Raw genomic sequence first — 19451 nt, 5'->3', positions numbered from 1 at the left:
CCCCGTCGCACTGCGGCGGGGTATTGTCATTTCCGAATCAGTGACAGCAATGCAAGTAAAAGAGGTAATTCATGTCAGCATCGACATTCCCTGACGGGTTTCTATGGGGGGGCGCCTTGGCGGCAAACCAGTCGGAAGGCGCCTATCTGGAGGGCGGCAAGGGGCTGACCACCGTCGATATGATCCCGCACGGCCCGAACCGGCTGCCGGTCAAACTGGGGTTGGAAAAACGTGTTGCGCTGCGTAACGACGAGTTCTATCCCAGCCACCAGGCGATCGATTTCTACCACCGTTACAAAGAAGACATCGCGCTGATGGCGGAGATGGGCTTCACCGTGTTCCGCACCTCCATCGCCTGGAGCCGTCTTTACCCAAACGGCGACGACGCGGCGCCGAACCCGGCGGGCATTGCGTTTTACCGCGATGTATTCAATGAATGCCGTAAATACGGCATCGAACCGCTGGTGACGCTGTGCCATTTCGACGTGCCGATGCATCTGGTGACGGAGTACGGCTCATGGCGCAACCGTAAAATGGTGGACTTTTTCACCCGCTACGCCCGTACCTGTTTTGAAGCCTTCGATGGGTTGGTGAAATACTGGCTGACGTTCAACGAGATCAACATTCTGCTGCACAGCCCCTTCTCCGGCGCCGGTTTGGTCTTCGAAGCGGGAGAGAATCAGGACCAGGTGAAATATCAGGCAGCGCACCATGAGCTGATCGCCAGTGCGCTGGCGACCCGAATTGCGCACGAGGTCAATCCCGTCAATCAGGTGGGCTGTATGCTGGCAGGCGGTAACTTTTACCCCTGGTCGTGCAAGCCGGAAGACGTGTGGGCGGCACTGGAGAAAGATCGCGAGAACCTGTTCTTTATCGATGTGCAGGCGCGCGGCGCTTATCCCTCTTACTCGGCGCGGGTGTTCCGTGAGAAAGGCGTCCATATCGACATGCTGGACGGCGACGCCGAGATCCTGAAAAACACCGTCGACTTCGTCTCCTTCAGCTACTACGCCTCGCGCTGTGCCTCGGCCGACATGAACGAGCACAACAGCAGCGCCGCCAATATCGTCAAATCGCTGACCAACCCGCATATTCAACGCAGCGAATGGGGTTGGGGCATCGACCCGTTGGGGCTGCGCATCACCATGAACATGATGTACGACCGCTACCAGAAGCCGCTGTTTTTAGTAGAGAACGGGCTCGGCGCGCGGGATGATATCAACGTCGACGGCAAGATTGAGGACGATTACCGCATCAGCTACCTGCGTGAACACATCCGCGCCATGGCCGATGCGATTGCAGACGGCGTCCCGGTGATGGGCTACACCACCTGGGGCTGTATTGACCTGGTGGCCGCCTCCACCGGCGAGATGAGCAAACGCTACGGGTTCGTCTACGTCGATCGGGACGATCATGGCAACGGCACGTTGGCGCGTCGGAAGAAAAAATCGTTCGGCTGGTACCGGAAGGTGATCGCCAGCAACGGCCGGGATCTGGACTGACCGATCCTAGGGCTTCTTCGCCTACATCCCCGACAGTCGCCCGCTTCGGCGGCAGGCGTCGGGGTCGGAAGCCCGGTTTAGAACGTCAGCCGATAGCGGACATAATCGTCCGCCGGCTGAAACTCGTCGTACAGGCGACGCGCTGGATTGTTCTGCCGGGTATGCCAGTACAATCTTGACCATCCCTGCGCCTGGCACTGTTCAACCAGATCCTCGATCAACCGTCGTCCAATCCCCTGCCCGCGACAATCCGGGCTGACAAACAGATCCTCCAGATAGCAAACCGGCGTGACGACCCAAGTGCCCTCGTGCAATACGCTGAGGCTGAACCCCACCACCTGCCCCTGACGCTCCGCCAGCCGACACAGCAAAGTCGACGCCGGATCGAGAATGCGCTGCCAGGTATAGGCCGTCACCTCCGGCGCCACGTTCGACTGATAAAAACCGTTGTACCCCGCCCACAACTGCCGCCACGCGGCCTCATCCTCGGCCTGTGCCTGCCGAATCACGATGGTATCGTTCACGTTTGTCTCCTCGCTGGATGCACCCTGATGGGAAATGATGAAAGGCAGTATTAAATGCCTATCCCAATAGGTAGTTAACTTACCATTTCGGACTTACGCTCAGCACTACCCACCACGTTATGAAAACCCTCGGCCTATTCACGGGAAGTCAACATGACCTGACAAACGTGTACTGGTATTCAGAGCACTTAGCCGGTTATTGGCCAAAAATAGACGTCGCTAACATCACTGTGTTGATCAACCGGGCACCGCTCAATTCAAAACAGGCAATCCCTCTTAAATCGAATTTTTCATAAATTAATTCTAATAAAACGATCCACATGCTCTGAATTTACTACCAGATAAAAAGCATAAATTTACCAATACGACGCACCCTGCCGGTACTCTGCGGCCAGTAGCCAACAGAGATTAAGAGCCTATCCCATGAGGGCTATTTCACTTGCCATTTGGGCCCTGGGCAGTGCTCGAAATCCTCACCTACTCCGTGTACGCTCCGGTTTCTGTGCGGCTTCCCGAGTCCAAACTGGCTGCGCCAATACGCCTACTGGGATAGGCTCTAAGCGGGTGTAATGTTTTTAAACGATGAATCATGCGGAAGGACTTTCGAAACATGCTCAAAATACTCGGCAAAACGACGTCAATCAATGTGCGTAAGGCGCTCTGGACTTGCGAAGAAGCGGGGCTGGATTATGTTCAGGAAGATTACGGTAGCGGGTTTGCCTCGACGCAAACCGATGCGTTTCGCGCCATGAACCCGAACGCCATGGTGCCCGTGCTGATTGATGATGAATTTGTGCTGTGGGAATCCAATTCGATTTGCCGTTATCTGGCACGCAAAGCCGGGCGTAACGACTTGCTCCCCAACGAACCGCAGGCGTGCGCCAACGTTGAACACTGGATGGACTGGCAGGCAACCGAATTTAACAACGCCTGGCGCTATGTCTTCCCGGCGCTGGCGCGCAAGAACCCGGCCTATAACGATCAACATGCGATTGCCGCAGGCATTAAAGAGTGGAACCACTGCATAGGTATTCTTGAACAACAACTCCAGCGCACCGGTGCATGGGCGGCCGGTGAGACGTTTACCCTGGCGGATGTGGTGCTTGGGTTGTCGGTGAACCGCTGGAAAATGACACCGTTTCCCCACCCCGAAGTCCCTGCCATTGACGCATGGTTTACGCGCCTGAATCAGCGGCCGGCATTTTTGCGTCATGGGAATAACGGGATGGTCTAAGAAATCAGGTTTGTAAAAGGTCTGCCGCTGTCTCGATATATCTCTTGCGCATCTACATCAACAGAGTAAAGCGTCCGGCAGACCCGCCCCATTCACAAAGGGAGTATGTACCACTGTTTCTGCCTCTTCGCACCCGCGGCTAAAAAATCACTCACAAAATTACCCGGTTGGGAAAATTTTTTTACGTCATTAATTCTTTCCATTCTTCTGTTTGCACAACTAAAAATTTACCATTTCCTTACCTTTTAAATTTGTTTATTTCAAAATATAAATGAATATGGGGTTTATTTTCTGTTTTTTTACAATCAGCCTTGGCTGGAAATTTGACGGTTTTTTAAATCCAATAAATAGACTCTATTTTCCTGTGTTGTTTATCGGATAGTTTTCCGCATCCTTTAACGTTAATTCCCCCCTGATAGCAAAAAAAATATGGCTGCTATATATAGGCAGAGCAGTACTGTAGTTATTGAATGTATTAACAAAAAATTTGCGTTTAATTACACGCTATCCTTCAGTAAAAACAGCAAGGAAATATTATGTCTATATCCATATCATCGGATCTGTATAACTCTATCTGGCAGACATCCAGCCTGAAGAGTTCCAGTTCCTCGTCATCATCGTCGTCATCCACTCCATCGATCACCTCGATGGACAGTAATAACCAGGATGGCGGTCTGTTGCAGGCACTCTCCAGCGCGCTCTCCTCATTGGGGATTACGCTGAGCTCCAGTAGCTCCGACAGCACCTCCACGGACGATCTTTCCACTGACAGCACCACCACCTCCAGCACGTCCAGCACCACCTCAACGGACTCTCAGGAAGCGGTAGCCGAGTTCATGTATACGCTGATGAATACCCTGCACAGCATCGGCGAATCCTCCAATTCGACCTCACTTTCCGACAACCCGATGAAGACCGATCTGGATTCGCTGGTCAGCGCGCTGTCGTCGTCCAGTTCGTCCAGTTCTTCCAGCTCATCATCCAGTTCCACCGTGTCCGACAGCGCGCTGAGCGATCTGCAAAGCGCGTTCGACTCGATGGTATCGGCGCTGGGCGGCGACACCAGCACCGCATCGCTTTCCAGCTTCTTGCAGAGCTTCTCGTCATCGCTGTCGTCCTTCTCCAGTCAGGGCAACCTGACCAACACCATCGCCTGATCACGGTGGCGTCAACAAACCCCGGCCTGTGCCGGGGTTCCTGTGTCTTGCCTGATGCCGATACGGATTGCCGACATCAGGTTATTGTCAGTATCACAACTCGCCGGCGCGCGTCGCCGCGCCGTCCCCCACACACCTGGCTTGTCGTGGCGCACGACGGTTGAGTACAGATGTAAAGAAACGCGCTGCCGGTTAAAAAATCGTTTCAATATACCCCGGCATCCGGGGTAATTATTTGGTATTACAGGGTTATTCCTTCGTCCAGAAAAATCGACCGACTATGTTTAAATCCTTTTTCCCGTATCCAAGACTGTTTTTCCCTTCTGCGCTGTTGTGGGCGCTGTTCGCCGTCGTGGTCTGGTACGTCTGGTATCTGCCGCTGGGCACGCATCTGTTGCAGTTTGCGGAACCGCTGCCGCAGGGCGTCGCCCGTTTCTGGTCGCCCGCGTTTCTGTGGTTTTACAGCTATTACCTGATTTGTACCGGGATTTTCGCCGGCGCCTGGCGTCTGCTCCGGCCCCATCCCTGGCAGCGCTGGTCAGTGTGGGGCTCTGCGCTGATCATCTTCGTGACCTATTTCTCGGTAGAAGTGGGCCTCGCGGTCAACGATTGGTACGTCCCTTTTTACGATCTGGTGCAAAAGGCGCTGAGTGCACCGAATGCCGTTAAAATTCAAGATTTTTACCGCGAACTACTGGTCATTTTCGGCATTGCCATGGTGGCGGTGCTGGTCGGCGTCATGAATTTGTTTTTGTCAGCCACTATGTGTTCCGCTGGCGGACGGCGATGAACAATTATTACATCGACCACTGGCAGCAATTGCGCCATATCGAAGGCGCCGCGCAGCGTATTCAGGAAGACACCATGCGCTTTGCCTCCACTGTCGAAAGCCTGGGGGTGGATTTGGTCAAATCGTTGATGACGCTGATCGCCTTTTTGCCGGTGCTGATCGCATTGTCGGTGCACGTCAAGGAACTGCCGCTATTGGGCGCGGTACCTTATGGATTGGTGATCGCCGCCGTGCTGTGGTCGCTGGCGGGTACCGGATTGCTGGCGTTGATCGGCATTAAACTGCCCGGTCTGGAATTCAATAACCAGAAGGTGGAAGCCGCCTATCGAAAAGAACTGGTTTATGGCGAAGACGATGCCGCTCGCGCCACGCCGCCGACGGTGAAACAACTGTTCGCCAATGTGCGCAAGAACTATTTCCGTCTTTACTTCCATTACACCTATTTCAATATCGCCCGGGTGTTCTACCTGCAGGCCGACAACGTCTTCAGCATCATCGTGCTGCTGCCGTCGATTGTCGCGGGCAGCCTGACGCTGGGTTTGATGACGCAGATTACCAACGTGTTCGATCAGGTACGCAGTTCCTTCCAGTATCTGATCAACTCCTGGACGACCATCGTCGAGCTGATGTCTATCTACAAACGTCTGCGCAGCTTCGAGTCTGTCATTTGCGACAACACATCCGTAGATAATTCGACCAACGTCAGTCTACCTTCCGGGATTGAATCTTCCGGGCACTAATCTTGATGCCGTCATTGATGCCCCGCAACACATCAATGGCGGTCTCTTTCATTAATTCCCGTCTCATCCGTAGCCGGCGCTTCATTATTTTCCCAATAGCTATTTCCTGCTGAAGGCAGGCCATCACATTCGCACACATCTTATTTTTTCGTAAAATTTACTTAAAATGATCTTGATAAAAATCATTCTCAATAATTAATAAAAACTATTTATTAATGTGAGAGAACAGACATATAAAATATAATGAATTACTCCATGTGCGCATAGAATAATAAATACATCAATACGTTTTTAGAATAAAGAAATGATCTCATAGCATCATAAGGTCTCCCTTTTTCGTTGGTGGCGTATCTCTTTCCCGTGATAGAATTTTCCTGTGATAGAATTCACACGAACACAGCCATTTGTAAAAAGAATGTATATTCCTTGAATGAATTGCGTTAGCCAAACATCAATCACCTCGTATTATTTATAGGTTTTCACAATGAATAACGTCTCAAATACCTATACCAATCTCAAAGTCGGTATCAAACTCGCTATCGGCTTTGGGATTATTTTAGTCATGTCCGCTTTTATTACTTTTTTCGGCATCAATGGATTAAATAATATCGATACCTATGTAAAAAAAGCGAACATCAGCAACGACATTAATAATTTGATTAATGATGCCAGGCGCTTTCGCATCACATTTCAATATACTCACGACTATAACGCGATAAATCAAAATGGCGAGCTACTGGAAAAAGTCGCAAAATCACTTGAGGAAGCGAATAAATATACCTGGCGACCACGTCCGCAGGCTTTACTGGAACAGCTTGCAACAGCTCAAAAAAGTTACTCCGCAGCTCGTAATACCCTGGTGAATGCCAGTCATCAGCGCGATACCATCGCAGAAAAATTGGATCAGAATAGCAGTCTCAATGTCCTTGATACGCTACATGCACGGTTCAAAGCCGCATCGCTGCCCGCAGAACAACGCCTCGAATACCAAAACCTGCGGGAACGGCTGCTGGATATCCGGGATCTTACCAACATGCTGCTGTTGCAACCATCGCCCCAGGCTGAAACCGCACTGCGTCAATCATTGCAACAAACAGCCGCCGCGTTTAATCAGTCTCTACCGCTGTTTGCGCCAGAGCAGCAAAGCTGGTTGACGCAGGCATGGCACTATTTTTCCGCCTATAACGGCTATCTAACGGACTACCTGTCCGCCCTGAAAAATGAGCAGGCCGCCGCGGCCGAAATGGGCGTAAATGCAACCATACTGGATAACGCTTCCGACGAACTTTATCAAACGCAGGTCACATTCGTTTCCGATACCATCGTCAACACGATGTGGCAGTTGCTGGCAACAGGGGGGGGTATTTTTTATCATTGGGTTACTGTTTGCCTGGCGTATCACTGTACAAATCACCCACCCGCTGCGGGATAGCCTGAGCATGGCTGAACGGATCGCACGGGGGGATTTAACCACGTCAATCACCACCACGCGGAAGGATGAACTGGGCAAGCTCATGACAGCGATGAACACCATGAGTACCAAACTGCGGGAGATGATTCGAGAAATACGCGAGGGAGTGAGCAATGTGGCCACCGCCTCGGCGGAAATCGCCGCAGGCAACACCGATTTATCCTCACGTACCGAAGAGCAGTCCGCCGCAGTCGTGGAAACCGCCGCCAGCATGGAACAGCTGACCTCAACGGTAAAACAGAACGCCGACAACGCGCATCACGCCTCGCAACTGGCGGCGGAAGCCTCGTCAAATGCCAGTCAAGGCGGCGCCATCGTTACCGACGTGGTAAAAACCATGAGCGATATCGCCGGCAGTTCCAAACGTATTTCCGAAATCACCTCAGTCATCAACAGCATCGCGTTCCAGACCAACATCCTGGCGCTGAACGCTGCGGTGGAAGCCGCACGCGCCGGGGAACAGGGGCGCGGATTTGCGGTTGTCGCCGGCGAAGTGCGCAACCTGGCGCAACGCAGCGCGCAGGCGGCCAAAGAAATCGAAATGCTGATCGGCGAGTCGGTGGATCGGGTCAACGCCGGCTCCATACTGGTGGAAAATGCCGGCAAAACGATGACGGACATCATCCGCTCCATTACCCATGTTCACGACATCATGGGCGAAATTGCCTCCGCGTCCGACGAGCAAAGCCGGGGCATCAATCAAATCTCCCAGGCAGTGTCCGAAATGGACGCCACCACCCAGCAAAACGCCGCGCTGGTGGAAGAGTCATCCTCAGCCGCCAATTCGCTGGAAGAACAGGCGAAAACGTTGGAACAGGCAATTTCCGTATTCCGTTTGAGCCATGACGACACTCAGCATGCATCCCGTCCTGCCCCCAGAGCGGGGGTGATCAGCGCTAAAAAACCGCTGATGCTGGCGACTACCACGGCGGGATCCCGCGCCGCTAAAGACGAGTGGGAGTCGTTCTAAACACCCGACGGGATACGGCCACCGACGGTGCGGCCACACGCCGTATCCCCTTCCACCGCACCGTTCAGATATTGCCGTCAGGTACGTCGTCACCGTCACGCCGGGGCCATGCCTCGGCAGCCGTCAATCAGCGAAACCCATACTTCTCCCGCAGCCCCAGCTCCGCCACAATGCGCACCCCACGCTCCAGCGCGTCGCCGTCCAGGTCGCGCAGCGGGCGACGCAGGCTGCCCGCAGGCAGGCCGACCGCCTTCATCAGCGATTTCACCGCCACCGGATTGATGGCGGAATAGGTGTAGTGCAGCAGCGGCAGCAGATGCTGATAAGCCGCACGGAAACGCTCGGCGTCCCCCGCGTCCCGCCACGGCCGGGAGATCGCCGCCAGCTCTGCCGGCGCGATATTGCCGGTCATATTGGCGGTGCCGTGGCCGCCCAGCGACATCGTGGGTACCACCAGCCCGAGATTAGGCGAATCACAGCACATCACCGACACATCCGGGTTGCCCGCCAGCACTTGCGCTACCTGGCCGACGCGGGTGGTGGATTCCTTATGGATCACGTAATTCGGGTGCTTGAAGATGCGCAGCAGCGACGTCCAGTGCAGGTCGGTCTTCACCCGTGGCGGGTTGTTGTAGATACCGAGCGGCAGGTCGGTGGCATCGGCGATCTCCAGAAAATAGTGCTCGATATCGCTTTCGCTGGCGCAGATATAGGCGGGCGCGGCGATGATGGCGCCATCGGCGCCGTTGTCTTGGGCAAAACGCACATAGTCGATGGTGGTATCGGTATTGTTGCCGGTACAGCCGAAAAAGATCTTCATCTTGCCGCTATTGAAACGGGCGGTGCGACGAATGATTTCCCGACGTTCTTCCGGCGACAGCATCGACACTTCACCGGTAGAGCCCATAATCAACACCGCGGCGGTACCGTTTTGTTCCTGAAACTGCAACAGGGCTTCAAATGCGCCGAAATCCACACTGCCGTTGTCGTTAAACGGGGTGATTAGCGCCACAAACGACCCTTCGATTTTTGCTCTGCTCATAGCCATTCCTATCTATTAACCATATGATTATCATGAAATATCTAATCAACAACCACCCTGCCGATTACGCAGCGAACCCCGCACTGACAAACCGCAGCAATTGCTGCAGCACTTGTTCGTCGTCGTTGCTGTCGCATAACCCTTGCGATAACAGCGACAACCGGCCGGATCGCGGATCGACGTCCGCCAGCACATGCATGGCTGCGCCGCGGGCAAACTCATAACGCCAGATAGCCTCGGCGCGCGAAATATGCGGCACCGCCCGGCCGAACGCCTGAATAAAACGGTGAGCGGTGCCATCGAAACGATCCGACAGCAACAGCGATACCTCGCCTTGCGGCGTGGCGCGCAGGTGCTGCAACAGCCGTACCGCGATACGACCGCCGTCCGGCGTGCGGGCACTCTGCACCAGCGGGCGCAACAGCGCATCCAGCAGCGCTCCTAGCGGCGGCGACTCGCCCCAGCGCCGCTCCGCCTCGTCCAGCAACCGGCCGCGCTCGGTGTTCAACGGCTGCAACACCGCATCCAGCACCGCCTGCAACAACCCATCTTTGGAGCCGAAGTGGTAATTGATGGCGGCGACGTTGACCTGCGTCGCTTCGGTAATCTCCCGCACGGTGGTCAGATCGCTGCCCTTGTGGGCGAAACGCGTCATCGCCTCCTGCAGGATGCGCTGGCGAACATCCCCTTCTTTTTCTTTAGCTGCTGTATGCATTGCTTGTCCTTTTTGCCGTCCCGTTATCGTGAACCCGTGCGCCCCGACGCAGTTGGCGTTTATCGCCTGGCTATGCCGTCTTGCCATCCAGATGCGGAGGCATCTCGCACCAGCGTCAATTGCGTCATTCAGCGACCCGCCAACGTCAACCCGTCCAGATCGATATCCGGCGTTTTACCGGCGATCGTATCCGCGACGATACGCCCGACGCCTGCCGCCTGCGTCCAGCCGTTGGAACCCTGCCCGCAGGCCAGAAACAGCCCGGCTATCGGCGTGGCGCCCACATAACCGGGGCCATCCGGCGTCATCGGCCGCAGGCCGCACCAGCGCTGCGCCGCTTGATAATCGCCCGCACCGGGAAACAGCCGCTGCGCCACGCTCGCGACAAAGTCGCTCTTCTTCGCATCCGGCCGGGTACTGGAATCGGAAATCTCGGCGATCCCCGCCGCCCGCAACTGGTTCCCCAGACGGGCGATCATCACCTTATGATGCTCGTACATCACACACACCTGCGGCGCGGCGGCATCGTCGGCGATCGGCAGCGTCGCCGAATACCCTTTCACCGGATAAATCGGCAACCGGATGCCCACCTGACGCAGCAAAGGCACCGAAGCACACCCCAGCGCCACCACCACCGCATCCGCCGTCAGCGTACCGGCGCCGGTTTCCACGCCGCTCACCCGCCGCTCGTCACTCATTCGCAGGCGTTCAATCGGGGTATTGAAATGGAAACGCACGCCGCGCTGCTGCAACACCTCCGCCAACCGCCGGGTAAACAGCGCGCAGTCCCCTGCTTCGTCATCCGGCAAATAGAGGCCGCCGATCAGCGGCGCGTCCGCCTGCGCGAGCGCCGGTTCGATGCGCGTCGCTTCCCGTCGATCCACCAACCGGTGGTTGACGCCGAACTGTGTCAGCACCTGCGATGCATGGTGCGCCATCGCCAGTTCCTGTTCGTTGCCGAACAGTTGCAGCACCCCCAGCGACGATTGGGCGTAGTCCAACCCTAGCTCGTCCCGCAACTGGTGCAGGCATTGCTGGCTGTAATGGGCGATACGCTGCATCCGGCCTTTGTTGGCGCGATAGGCGTCCAACCGGCAGTTGCGGGCGAAGCGCCACAGCCACTGCCACTGCGCTGGGCTAAGCGCCGGGCGCCATTTGAGCGGCGCCTGCGGCACGAACAACCAGCGGAATGCCTTGAGCAACATGCCGGGCGACGCCCACGGGCCGGCAAAGCCGGGGCACACGCCGCCTGCGTTGGCGAAACTGGCCTCCAGCGCCGGGCCGGGCTGGCGGTCAATCACCTCGACCTCAAACCCTTGTTGATACAAATACCAGGCGCTGGTGACACCCACCACGCCCGCGCCAAGCACCATCACCTTCATGCCAGACCTCCTGCGATCGGCAGTTCCTGACGCACCAGTTCCGCCCAGTAACGGACTCCGACCGGGATCAACGCATCGTTGAAATCGTAATGCGGGGTATGTAGCGGCCGGCCGTGCGCGTCGTCGCCAGCGCCGTTGCCTGCCATGATGAACGCACCGGGGCGCTGCTCCAGCAGATAGGCGAAATCCTCCGCCCCCAGTAGCGGCGTCATCTCGCCGTCGACCGCGCCCACGCCGGATACCCGCTCAGCAGCCCGTCGCGCGCGTTCAGTCATCTCCCGGTCGTTAACCAGCACCGGATATTGAAAGGCGTAGTCGACCTCCGCCGTCGCGCCGAACGCTTGCGCACTGTGCTGCGCCAGGGCGGTCAACCGTTTGGCCAGCAGTTCACGGATCACCGGCGAGTAGCTGCGCCCGGTGCCGGTCACGGTGACACGGTCGGGGATCACGTTGGGTGCCAGCGGATCGCCGCCGCCGATATGCCCGACGCTCAAGACCGCCGCCTCCATCGCCGGGACATTGCGGCTGACCACCGTCTGCAACGCCAGCACAAACTGCGCGGCGGGCAGCGTCGGGTCAATCGACAGGTGCGCGCCGGAGCCGCCGTGGCCGCCGGTGCCGCGGAACACCACCCGCCAGCTGTCGCTGGCGCACAACATCGGCCCGCGGCACAACGAAAAGCGCCCGACGTCGATGCCGGGTTTGTTATGCAACCCGAACAGGCGCTGACACGGGAAGCGGCTCAGCAGGCCATCGTCGAGCATCGCCCGCGCCCCGCCCAGCCCCTCTTCGGCGGGCTGGAAGATGAAATGCACCGTCCCGGCGAAATCCGGATGGCAGGACAGCAACCACGCCGCGCCCAGCAACATGGCGGTATGGCCGTCATGGCCGCAGGCGTGCATCTTGCCGTCATACGCCGAGGCATACGGCAGGCCGGTTTGCTCTTGCAGGCGCAGCGCGTCCATATCGGCGCGCAGGCCGATCACCCCTTCGCCCGGCTGTTTCCCGCGCAGCGTTGCCACCACGCCGGTGCCGCCGATGTCAGTGACCACCTCCAGCCCCCACTCGCGCAATTTCTCCGCCACCAGCGCCGCGGTACCGAACTCCTCAAAACCGATTTCCGGATGCTGGTGAATATGGCGGCGGATGTCGGTCAGTACCGGAATCATCTGCCGCAATGTCTGTTCATCGTCCGCCATGTCGTGTTCCCTCTGGGTTGCGCCTGCCGGTGGCAGGTGCAACGGTTAAACGGTTAAACAATTAAAACGTGCCCGGATAACTGCCGCCGTCGATCAGCCAATTCTGCCCGGTGATGAACGCCGCCTGCCGCGAGCACAGGAACGCACAGGCGGCGCCGAACTCCTCCGGCTGCCCATAGCGCCCGGCCGGGTTGGCCGCCGCCCGCGCCTGGTGCAGTTGCTGATAGGATTTGCCGGTCTGCGCCACCAGCGACTGAATGTGCTGCCACTGGCCGTCGGTATCGAAGATGCCCGGCAGCAGGTTGTTAATGGTGACATTGTCACGCACCACCGTGCGGGACAGCCCGGCGACAAAGCCGGTCAACCCCGAGCGGGCGCTGTTCGACAGCCCCAGCTCCAACTGTGGGATCTTCACGCTACGGGAGGTGATGTTGACGATGCGCCCGAAACCACGCTGGCGCATGCCGTCCACCGTCAACCGCATCATTTCGATCGGGCCAAGCATCATGCCGTCGAGCGCGTCCAGCCAATGCTGGCGTGTCCAGTCGCGAAAATCGCCCGGCGCGGGACCGCTGGCGTTGTTGATCACAATGTCCGGCTGCGGACAAGCCGCCAGTGCCGCCCGTCGTCCTTCATCGCGGGTGATGTCCGCCACCACCGCCCGCGGGCGCACGCCGATCGCCTGTTCTATTTCATCCTGCGCCTGGCGCAGCACGTCCGCGGTGCGCGCCAACAGCGTCACCTGCACGCCTTCCTGCGCCAGTTGGCGGCCAACGGCTTTGCCCAGCCCTCGGCTGCCGCCCCAGACCAGCGCCTGTTTACCCGCAATGCCCAAATCCATATTGATGGTTCCTTATGCGTTAACCACGGAAAAACGGCCGGCATCCGATTGCGTCGGCTGCCGCCCCGGCACGGAGTCCAGCAGCAGACGAGTATAGGGGTGCTGCGGCTGGCGCCAGATTTGCTGGCCATCGCCGCTTTCCACACACTCACCGTGCTGCATCACCATCACCCGGTCGGCGATGTAGCGCACCACGGACAAGTCGTGCGAAATGAACAGCAGCGACAGGCCCATTTCGCTCTTCAGCTCCACCAGCAAATTAAGAATTTGCGCCTGAATCGACACATCCAACGCCGATACCGGCTCGTCGCAAATCACCAGCGACGGGTTGACCACCAGCGCGCGCGCAATGCCGATGCGCTGACGCTGGCCGCCGGAAAACTCGTGCGGATAGCGCTGAAGGCTACTCTGCGGCAGCCGGACGCGCTCCAGCGCCTGGCCGATCAAGCGCTGACGCTCCGCCCGTCGGGTTACGCCATGCACAATCAGCGGCCGCTCCAGAATGCGCTGGACATCGTGACGCGGATTGAGCGAGGCATAGGGATCCTGAAAAATCATCTGCACCCGGCGGCGCAGCGGCTGCAACTGCGACTCGCTCAGATGGGTAATATCCTGACCGTCAAACAGCATCCGGCCCTCAGCAACCGGCAGCAGGCGCAAAATCGTTTTCGACAGCGTCGATTTGCCGCAGCCGGATTCCCCCACCAGCCCCAGCGTTTCGCCGGGATAAATGTCGAGCGAGATATCCTGCACCGCATTGACCACGCCTTGCGGCGTGGCGTAGCGGGTATGCACCCGATGCAACGACAGCAGCGGCGACCGCGCGGTGTCTGGGGCCGGTACGCTGCGCAGTGGCGGCGTCACCAGCGTCACCTGCCCGGCGTCGCCGTTATCAGGATGGCGGATTTCCGGCAGGCGTTGCCGCCGATAGTGCAGGTCATCGGCCAGATGCAGCGACGTCGCCAGCAGCCCGCGGGTATAGGGGTGCTGCGGCGCCCGAAACAGCGCGTCGGTCGCCGCTTCCTCCACCTTGCGCCCACCGACCATCACCGCGACGCGATCCGCCCACTGCTCCACCACCCCCAGATCGTGCGTGATCAGCAGCAGGCCCATCGACAACTCACGCCGCAGGTGATCCAGCAACGCCAGAATCTGCGCCTGAATGGTGACGTCCAGCGCGGTGGTCGGCTCATCGGCAATCAGCAGCTTCGGTTGGCAGGCCACCGCCATGGCAATCATCACCCGCTGACGCTGCCCGCCGGACAGCTGGTGCGGGTAGTCGTCGATACGCCGCCTGGGTTCAGGGATCTTCACCACATCCAGCAGCTCGATGGCGCGCGTCCGCGCCTGAGCCGGCGTCAGCGGCTGGTGCGTGCGCAAGGTTTCGACGATCTGCTGGCCGATGGTCAACACCGGGTTGAGCGAGGTCATCGGCTCCTGAAAAATCATTGAAATCACGTTGCCGCGCAGCTGACGCACCGCAGAATCCGGCAGCGCCAACAGATCCTGCCCATCGAACAGCATGCGTCCGGCGACCTGCCCCGGCGCGCCCACCAGCCGCATGATGGACAACGCGGTGGCGGATTTTCCGCAGCCGGATTCGCCCACCAGCGCCAGCGTTTCACCGGGATTAAGCGCCAGATCGAGACCGCGCACCGCCTGATGGCCGGGGAAAGTCACCCGAAGATCCTGAATCTCCAACAGTGGCGTCATACACGTTCCCTCCGTGAGCGCGGATTCAGCGCGTCGTTGAGCGCATCCCCCACCAGGTTAAGCGCCAGCACGGTCAGCACCAGCGCGCCGCCGGGGATCACAGTTAAAAACCACGCCGAGCGCAGCGACTCGCGTCCGGCGCCGATCATGCTGCCCCAGCTCACCCGGTTCGGATCGCCGAAACCGAGAAACGACAGCGCGGATTCAATCAAAATGGACGACGCCACCATCACCGAGGTGGTGACGATGATCGACGGCAGCGCGTTGGGCAGGATCTCCTGCGCCATGATGCGCAGGCTGGAAAAGCCCTGGCTGCGCGCCGCCAGCACAAAATCGCTTTCGCGCCAGGTGCGAAATTCCGCCCGCACCAGTCGGGCGATGGTCGGCCAGGAGGCGACGCCGATGGCGCAGGAAATCAGCGTCACCGACGGCTGCCCGATAGCCACCAGCACCACCACCAGCAGAAAGGTGGGAAAGGTCTGGAACAGTTCGGTGGCATGTACCAGCAGATGGTCAACCTTGCCGCCGAAGAAGCCGGCGCTTGCGCCGACAGTCATGCCGATCAGCAGGCTGACCGCCACGGCGGAAAAGCCGATCTGCAATGACACCTGCGCCCCGTGCACCACCCCGGCGGCGACATCACGCCCCAGCGAGTCGGTACCCAGCGGGAAAGCCGGATCCTGCCCCGGCCACAGAAACGGCGGCGCCACCATATCCAGCGGGTCGCCGGGGTACACCCACGGCGCCGTCAACGCCATCACGACCACCAGCAACAGCAGCACGACGCCCGCCATGCCGGACGGATTGCGCAAATACAGCATCGCCGCTGGCGACAGCCGCACACGGCGACGCGGCGGCGCCGGCTCGCCAACCGCCGCGCGGGAGGAAACGGTATTTTTCATCTCAGTTCGCCTTAATTCGGGGATCCAGCCAGCTTTGCAACACGTCAACCAAAATATTGGCGACGATCACCAAAAAGGCCGACAGCAGCAGTACGCCCAGCAGCACGTTGAAATCGCGCGCCATCACCGCCTCCAACGCCAACCGGCCCAACCCCGGCCAGCTGAATACGGTTTCCACCACCGCCGCGCCGCCCAATAGGTTGCCGATATGCATCCCGGCGACCGTCGTCACCGGCAACAGCGCGCAGCGCAGAATATGGCGCAGCGTCACCCGCCACGGGCTTAGCCCCTTGGCATGGGCGGTGCGCACAAAATCCTGCCGGTCGATTTCCAGCATCGCCGCGCGCGTCAGGCGGGCGTAAATGGCGATGAAGAAGCTGCTCAGGGCGCCGACCGGCAACACCGCATGCTGCAACCGATCGCTCAAATAGCCCCAACCGTGCAGATCCACGCCGATAGTGGCGCTGCCGCCACCCGGCAACCAATCAAGCTGAACCGAGAACAGAATCAGCGCCATCAGGCCAACCCAGAACCCCGGCGTGGAATAGAGCAGCAGCGCCAGCAACGACAGCAACCGATCCGGCCATTTCCCCGCCCATACCGCCATCACCGCGCCCAGGGCGATCCCGACCACAATCGCCACCAGTTGCGAAGCCAGCATCAGCAACAGCGTCTGCGGCAGCCGAGACAGAATCAAGTCAGTCACCGGCGCGTTGTAACGCGGCGAAAACCCCAGGCTAAAATGCGCCAGGTTGGACAAATAGTTGTACAGCTGATGCAGCACCGGCAGATCAAGCCCAAACTGTCGACGCATCTGCGCCATGGTTTCGGCGGTGGCGCTGCCCGCCTCGGCGGCCAGCACATCGGCCGCATCGCCCGGCACCAACTGCAACAAAAAGAACACCACGATCACGATGCCGATCGCCACCGGCACCGCATGCAGCAACGTGCGCCACAGTACCCGTCGGATGCGTTCCATGTTTCTCATCACTCACCTTCTATGTACAGGCGGCATTTACGGAGCGACCCGGAGCGCGCCGACACATACCGGCGCGCTCCGAGTTCACGGGTTATTGATCCAGCCAGATTTCCGCCAGGCTGCCGTTGGCGCCCTGGATATCGGTCAGTGGGTTGTGAACGCGCGTGTTGTAGATGGTCAGACGTTTAAGCTGCAACAGGTTGATGTCCGGCAGCTCCTGCGCCACGATGCGCTGGAAGGCGCGAAACGCCTCCACACGTTTGGCCGGGTCGGTTTCCACTGCGGCCTGTTCCAGCAGTCTGTCCACCTCTGGGTTGACGTAATGCGAACCGTTGCCGAACGCGACGCCGGGTTTAAACGCTTTCGACCAGTACAGACGCTGCACGCCTACCGTCGGGTCAAACAGGTTGGAGATAGAGTGGTTGGTGAAGTCAAAATCTCGGTCGGTGTACACCCGTTTGATGTAGGTAGCGAAATCCTGTGAACGAATAGTGACCCCGATCCCCACTTTGGCCAACGCGGATTTCAGGTATTCCGCCACGCGCTTGAAACCATCGCCGTAGGGCATGTAATCATGCACCAGACGAAAACGGATGCCGTCGGCCTGACGCGGAAACCCGGCCTCATCCAGCAGTTGTTCGGCTTTTTTCAGGTCGAACGAATATGGCGACGGCGCGCTGTCGTGGAACTGCGCCAGCTCCGGGGTAATTGGCGTCGGCGAATTAACGGCGTAGCCGTACCACACCACGTTACGCAGCACATCGCGGTTGATGCTGTGGGCGATCGCCTGCCGCACCTTCAGGTTTTTCAGGTACGGATTATCCAGATTGAACTCGATACGGGTCTGCGTCGGGCCGTAGCCATAGCCGCCGGTTTCAATCGCCAGTTTGGGGTTTTTCTTGATGCGTTCCAGCTCATTGAGCGGCACCGGCGACTCGCTACCCAGATCCAGCGCGCCGGTTTCGAAGGCAATCAGGCGAGTGGCGGCGTCAGGGATGAATTTCACCACCAGGCGATCCACATACGGTTTCGGTTGATCCCAGTAGTTGGGGTTGCGCTCGTACACAATATGGCTGCCGCGCACCCACTCTTTGAAGATGAACGGCCCGGTGCCTACCGGCGCCGAGTTGTAAGGGTTAGCGCGAATGTCGGTGCCGTCATACAGGTGTTTGGGAACAATCGGCGCTTCGTTGGCGGAAAACGCGCTGATCAGGTAGGGCGCGGGCTGCGACAGCACCACGATGGCGGTATAGGGATCCGGCGTTTTCACCTCGGTGACGTTGGCAAAGGTGCCCTGGCCGCGGGAATTGTATTTTTTGACCGTCAGGATGGAGAACGCTACATCCGCGGAAGTGAAATCCTTGCCATCGTGCCATTTCACGCCCTGGCGCAAATGGAACCTGTACTGTTTGCCGTCCGGGCTCACTGACCAACTGGTCGCCAGTTGCGGAATCGGCTTCATGTTGAAGTCGTAGTTCAGCAACCCTTCGATCACCTTGGCGTTGACCTTGATCACCGACCCGCCGCTATTGACCAGCGATGTCAGTACCGGCGGTTCCGGTTCGACCAGAAAATTCAGCGTACCGCCGCGTTTGGGCGTCGTCTCCGCCGCCTGGATCGTCGCGCCAAACAGCGATGCGGCCACCAGCAATGCCGCAAAAAGCGATTTCTTATTCATCGTGTTATCCCTGGGTGAAATGGGTAATGTCCGGTCATGGGTTGCGTCGCGGCAGCATGATGATTGGGTCTGCTTCGGCGTGCGGCCGGTATCCGCAATGTCGGTTCAGCGGCAATCAACCGCGCCCGGTGGTCAACATCGCTGCAGCCGCCGGCCGGCGTCATAGCGGTATGGAAAAATGCCGGTGTGCATATACCGAATCCTGTGGGTTATTGAGTCTGGATTGCCGTTGCATCGCAGCGACTTACGCTGCGGCAAAACTAACCCAACGCTTGTTTGAAACGAACGTTTAATTTCGGATAAGCAATGCGGAAAAACGGATAATGACAGGCGAGAATGCCGACAGTACTGCGGACGCAGTAACCATAAAAAAGACGGTTAATGATAATAAAAAAGGTGATTAATGATAATTAATAATAACGTTAGTGTTAAATTCATGTTTCGATAAAAGTACAATAATAGATATTATAAATAAAAGAATAAAAAAATAATAACTCCGGACGCTTCACTGTTGAAAGGGTGGTATAAAAAAACAATCTTGCTTTTTTATTCATGCGCCCTTTTTATATTACCAAAAATTATGCAACTATATTCTCTGCCCGTTACAGGAGG

13 protein-coding genes and 2 pseudogenes are annotated in these 19451 nt (G+C 58.0%); 5 read left to right on the top strand and 10 right to left on the bottom strand.

The genetic code is table 11. From position 1 onward, the window contains the following. The first annotated feature begins 71 nt into the window (after positions 1-71). Positions 72-1502, top strand: a complete 1431-nt coding sequence (locus DPA2511_RS09410; protein WP_012765434.1) for a 6-phospho-beta-glucosidase — start codon at positions 72-74, stop codon at positions 1500-1502. Between the two features lie 77 nt (positions 1503-1579). Here DPA2511_RS09410 and DPA2511_RS09405 read toward each other — a convergent pair whose 3' ends face one another. After that, on the bottom strand, positions 1580-2026 hold the full coding sequence (locus DPA2511_RS09405; RefSeq protein ID WP_012765433.1) for a GNAT family N-acetyltransferase: 447 nt from the start codon (positions 2024-2026) through the stop codon (positions 1580-1582). 610 nt (positions 2027-2636) lie between these two features. On the opposite strand from DPA2511_RS09405, the gene DPA2511_RS09400 reads away from it, so the two are divergent. The 4 genes and pseudogenes from DPA2511_RS09400 to DPA2511_RS21465 all read left to right on the top strand — a co-directional run bounded on the left by DPA2511_RS09400 (position 2637) and on the right by DPA2511_RS21465 (position 8388). Beyond that, positions 2637-3260 carry a glutathione S-transferase family protein gene (locus DPA2511_RS09400; protein WP_012765432.1) on the top strand — a complete coding sequence of 208 codons (624 nt, stop codon included), beginning with the start codon at positions 2637-2639 and terminating at the stop codon, positions 3258-3260. 536 nt (positions 3261-3796) lie between these two features. After that, a complete protein-coding gene (locus DPA2511_RS09390; protein ID WP_012765431.1) occupies positions 3797-4417 on the top strand; it encodes a hypothetical protein in 621 nt (206 codons plus the stop codon). A gap of 280 nt (positions 4418-4697) precedes the next feature. Next, positions 4698-5947, top strand: a pseudogene (gene sbmA / locus DPA2511_RS21470) (peptide antibiotic transporter SbmA). A 484-nt stretch (positions 5948-6431) separates the two neighbouring features. Then, positions 6432-8388: pseudogene (locus DPA2511_RS21465) on the top strand (methyl-accepting chemotaxis protein). 127 nt (positions 8389-8515) lie between these two features. Here the strand turns inward: DPA2511_RS21465 and DPA2511_RS09375 are convergent. The 9 genes from DPA2511_RS09375 to DPA2511_RS09335 all read right to left on the bottom strand — a co-directional run bounded on the left by DPA2511_RS09375 (position 8516) and on the right by DPA2511_RS09335 (position 18839). Beyond that, positions 8516-9430 (bottom strand): 4-hydroxy-tetrahydrodipicolinate synthase family protein, encoded by a 915-nt coding sequence (locus DPA2511_RS09375; RefSeq protein WP_012765428.1) that lies wholly within the window; start codon positions 9428-9430, stop codon positions 8516-8518. Positions 9431-9494: 64 nt separating this feature from the next. Beyond that, positions 9495-10145 (bottom strand): TetR/AcrR family transcriptional regulator, encoded by a 651-nt coding sequence (locus DPA2511_RS09370; RefSeq protein ID WP_012765427.1) that lies wholly within the window; start codon positions 10143-10145, stop codon positions 9495-9497. A 128-nt stretch (positions 10146-10273) separates the two neighbouring features. Continuing rightward, positions 10274-11527, bottom strand: a complete 1254-nt coding sequence (locus DPA2511_RS09365) for a D-amino acid dehydrogenase (protein WP_012765426.1) — start codon at positions 11525-11527, stop codon at positions 10274-10276. Then, on the bottom strand, positions 11524-12726 hold the full coding sequence (locus DPA2511_RS09360; protein WP_023638281.1) for a M20 aminoacylase family protein: 1203 nt from the start codon (positions 12724-12726) through the stop codon (positions 11524-11526). Before DPA2511_RS09360 ends, DPA2511_RS09365 begins: the two co-directional genes overlap by 4 nt. A 61-nt stretch (positions 12727-12787) precedes the next feature. Beyond that, positions 12788-13567, bottom strand: coding sequence for an SDR family oxidoreductase (locus DPA2511_RS09355; RefSeq protein ID WP_012765424.1), 780 nt, complete (start codon positions 13565-13567; stop codon positions 12788-12790). Positions 13568-13579: 12 nt separating this feature from the next. Next, positions 13580-15280, bottom strand: a complete 1701-nt coding sequence (locus tag DPA2511_RS09350; protein WP_012765423.1) for an ABC transporter ATP-binding protein — start codon at positions 15278-15280, stop codon at positions 13580-13582. Beyond that, complete coding sequence (locus DPA2511_RS09345; RefSeq protein WP_012765422.1) at positions 15277-16182, bottom strand: ABC transporter permease; 906 nt, start codon at positions 16180-16182, stop codon at positions 15277-15279. Before DPA2511_RS09345 ends, DPA2511_RS09350 begins: the two co-directional genes overlap by 4 nt. Before the next feature lies 1 nt (position 16183). Continuing rightward, positions 16184-17170 carry an ABC transporter permease gene (locus tag DPA2511_RS09340; protein WP_012765421.1) on the bottom strand — a complete coding sequence of 329 codons (987 nt, stop codon included), beginning with the start codon at positions 17168-17170 and terminating at the stop codon, positions 16184-16186. A gap of 82 nt (positions 17171-17252) precedes the next feature. After that, the gene (locus DPA2511_RS09335) at positions 17253-18839 is read right to left on the bottom strand and encodes an ABC transporter substrate-binding protein (protein WP_012765420.1); all 1587 of its coding nucleotides are present in this window, start codon (positions 18837-18839) and stop codon (positions 17253-17255) included. Between the last annotated feature and the right edge of the window lie 612 nt (positions 18840-19451).

Origin of the sequence: Musicola paradisiaca NCPPB 2511 (genome assembly GCF_000400505.1) — a bacterium.
GTDB classification, from domain to species: Bacteria; Pseudomonadota; Gammaproteobacteria; order Enterobacterales; family Enterobacteriaceae; genus Musicola; species Musicola paradisiaca.
The sequence above is the reverse complement of the archived record's forward strand: the minus strand, read 5'-3'. Positions and strand labels throughout refer to the sequence as shown.

Bases quoted from the DNA above. Each gene is read 5' to 3' on its own strand.
- DPA2511_RS09360 (WP_023638281.1), bottom strand. From the start codon at position 12,726: ATGGCGGACGATGAACAGACATTGCGGCAGATGATTCCGGTACTGACC.
- DPA2511_RS09400 (WP_012765432.1), top strand. From the start codon at position 2,637: ATGCTCAAAATACTCGGCAAAACGACGTCAATCAATGTGCGTAAGGCG.
- DPA2511_RS09370 (WP_012765427.1), bottom strand. From the start codon at position 10,145: ATGCATACAGCAGCTAAAGAAAAAGAAGGGGATGTTCGCCAGCGCATC.
- DPA2511_RS09355 (WP_012765424.1), bottom strand. From the start codon at position 13,567: ATGGATTTGGGCATTGCGGGTAAACAGGCGCTGGTCTGGGGCGGCAGC.
- DPA2511_RS09345 (WP_012765422.1), bottom strand. From the start codon at position 16,182: ATGAAAAATACCGTTTCCTCCCGCGCGGCGGTTGGCGAGCCGGCGCCG.
- DPA2511_RS09350 (WP_012765423.1), bottom strand. From the start codon at position 15,280: ATGACGCCACTGTTGGAGATTCAGGATCTTCGGGTGACTTTCCCCGGC.
- DPA2511_RS09335 (WP_012765420.1), bottom strand. From the start codon at position 18,839: ATGAATAAGAAATCGCTTTTTGCGGCATTGCTGGTGGCCGCATCGCTG.
- DPA2511_RS09340 (WP_012765421.1), bottom strand. From the start codon at position 17,170: ATGAGAAACATGGAACGCATCCGACGGGTACTGTGGCGCACGTTGCTG.
- DPA2511_RS09365 (WP_012765426.1), bottom strand. From the start codon at position 11,527: ATGAAGGTGATGGTGCTTGGCGCGGGCGTGGTGGGTGTCACCAGCGCC.
- DPA2511_RS09375 (WP_012765428.1), bottom strand. From the start codon at position 9,430: ATGAGCAGAGCAAAAATCGAAGGGTCGTTTGTGGCGCTAATCACCCCG.
- DPA2511_RS09390 (WP_012765431.1), top strand. From the start codon at position 3,797: ATGTCTATATCCATATCATCGGATCTGTATAACTCTATCTGGCAGACA.
- DPA2511_RS09410 (WP_012765434.1), top strand. From the start codon at position 72: ATGTCAGCATCGACATTCCCTGACGGGTTTCTATGGGGGGGCGCCTTG.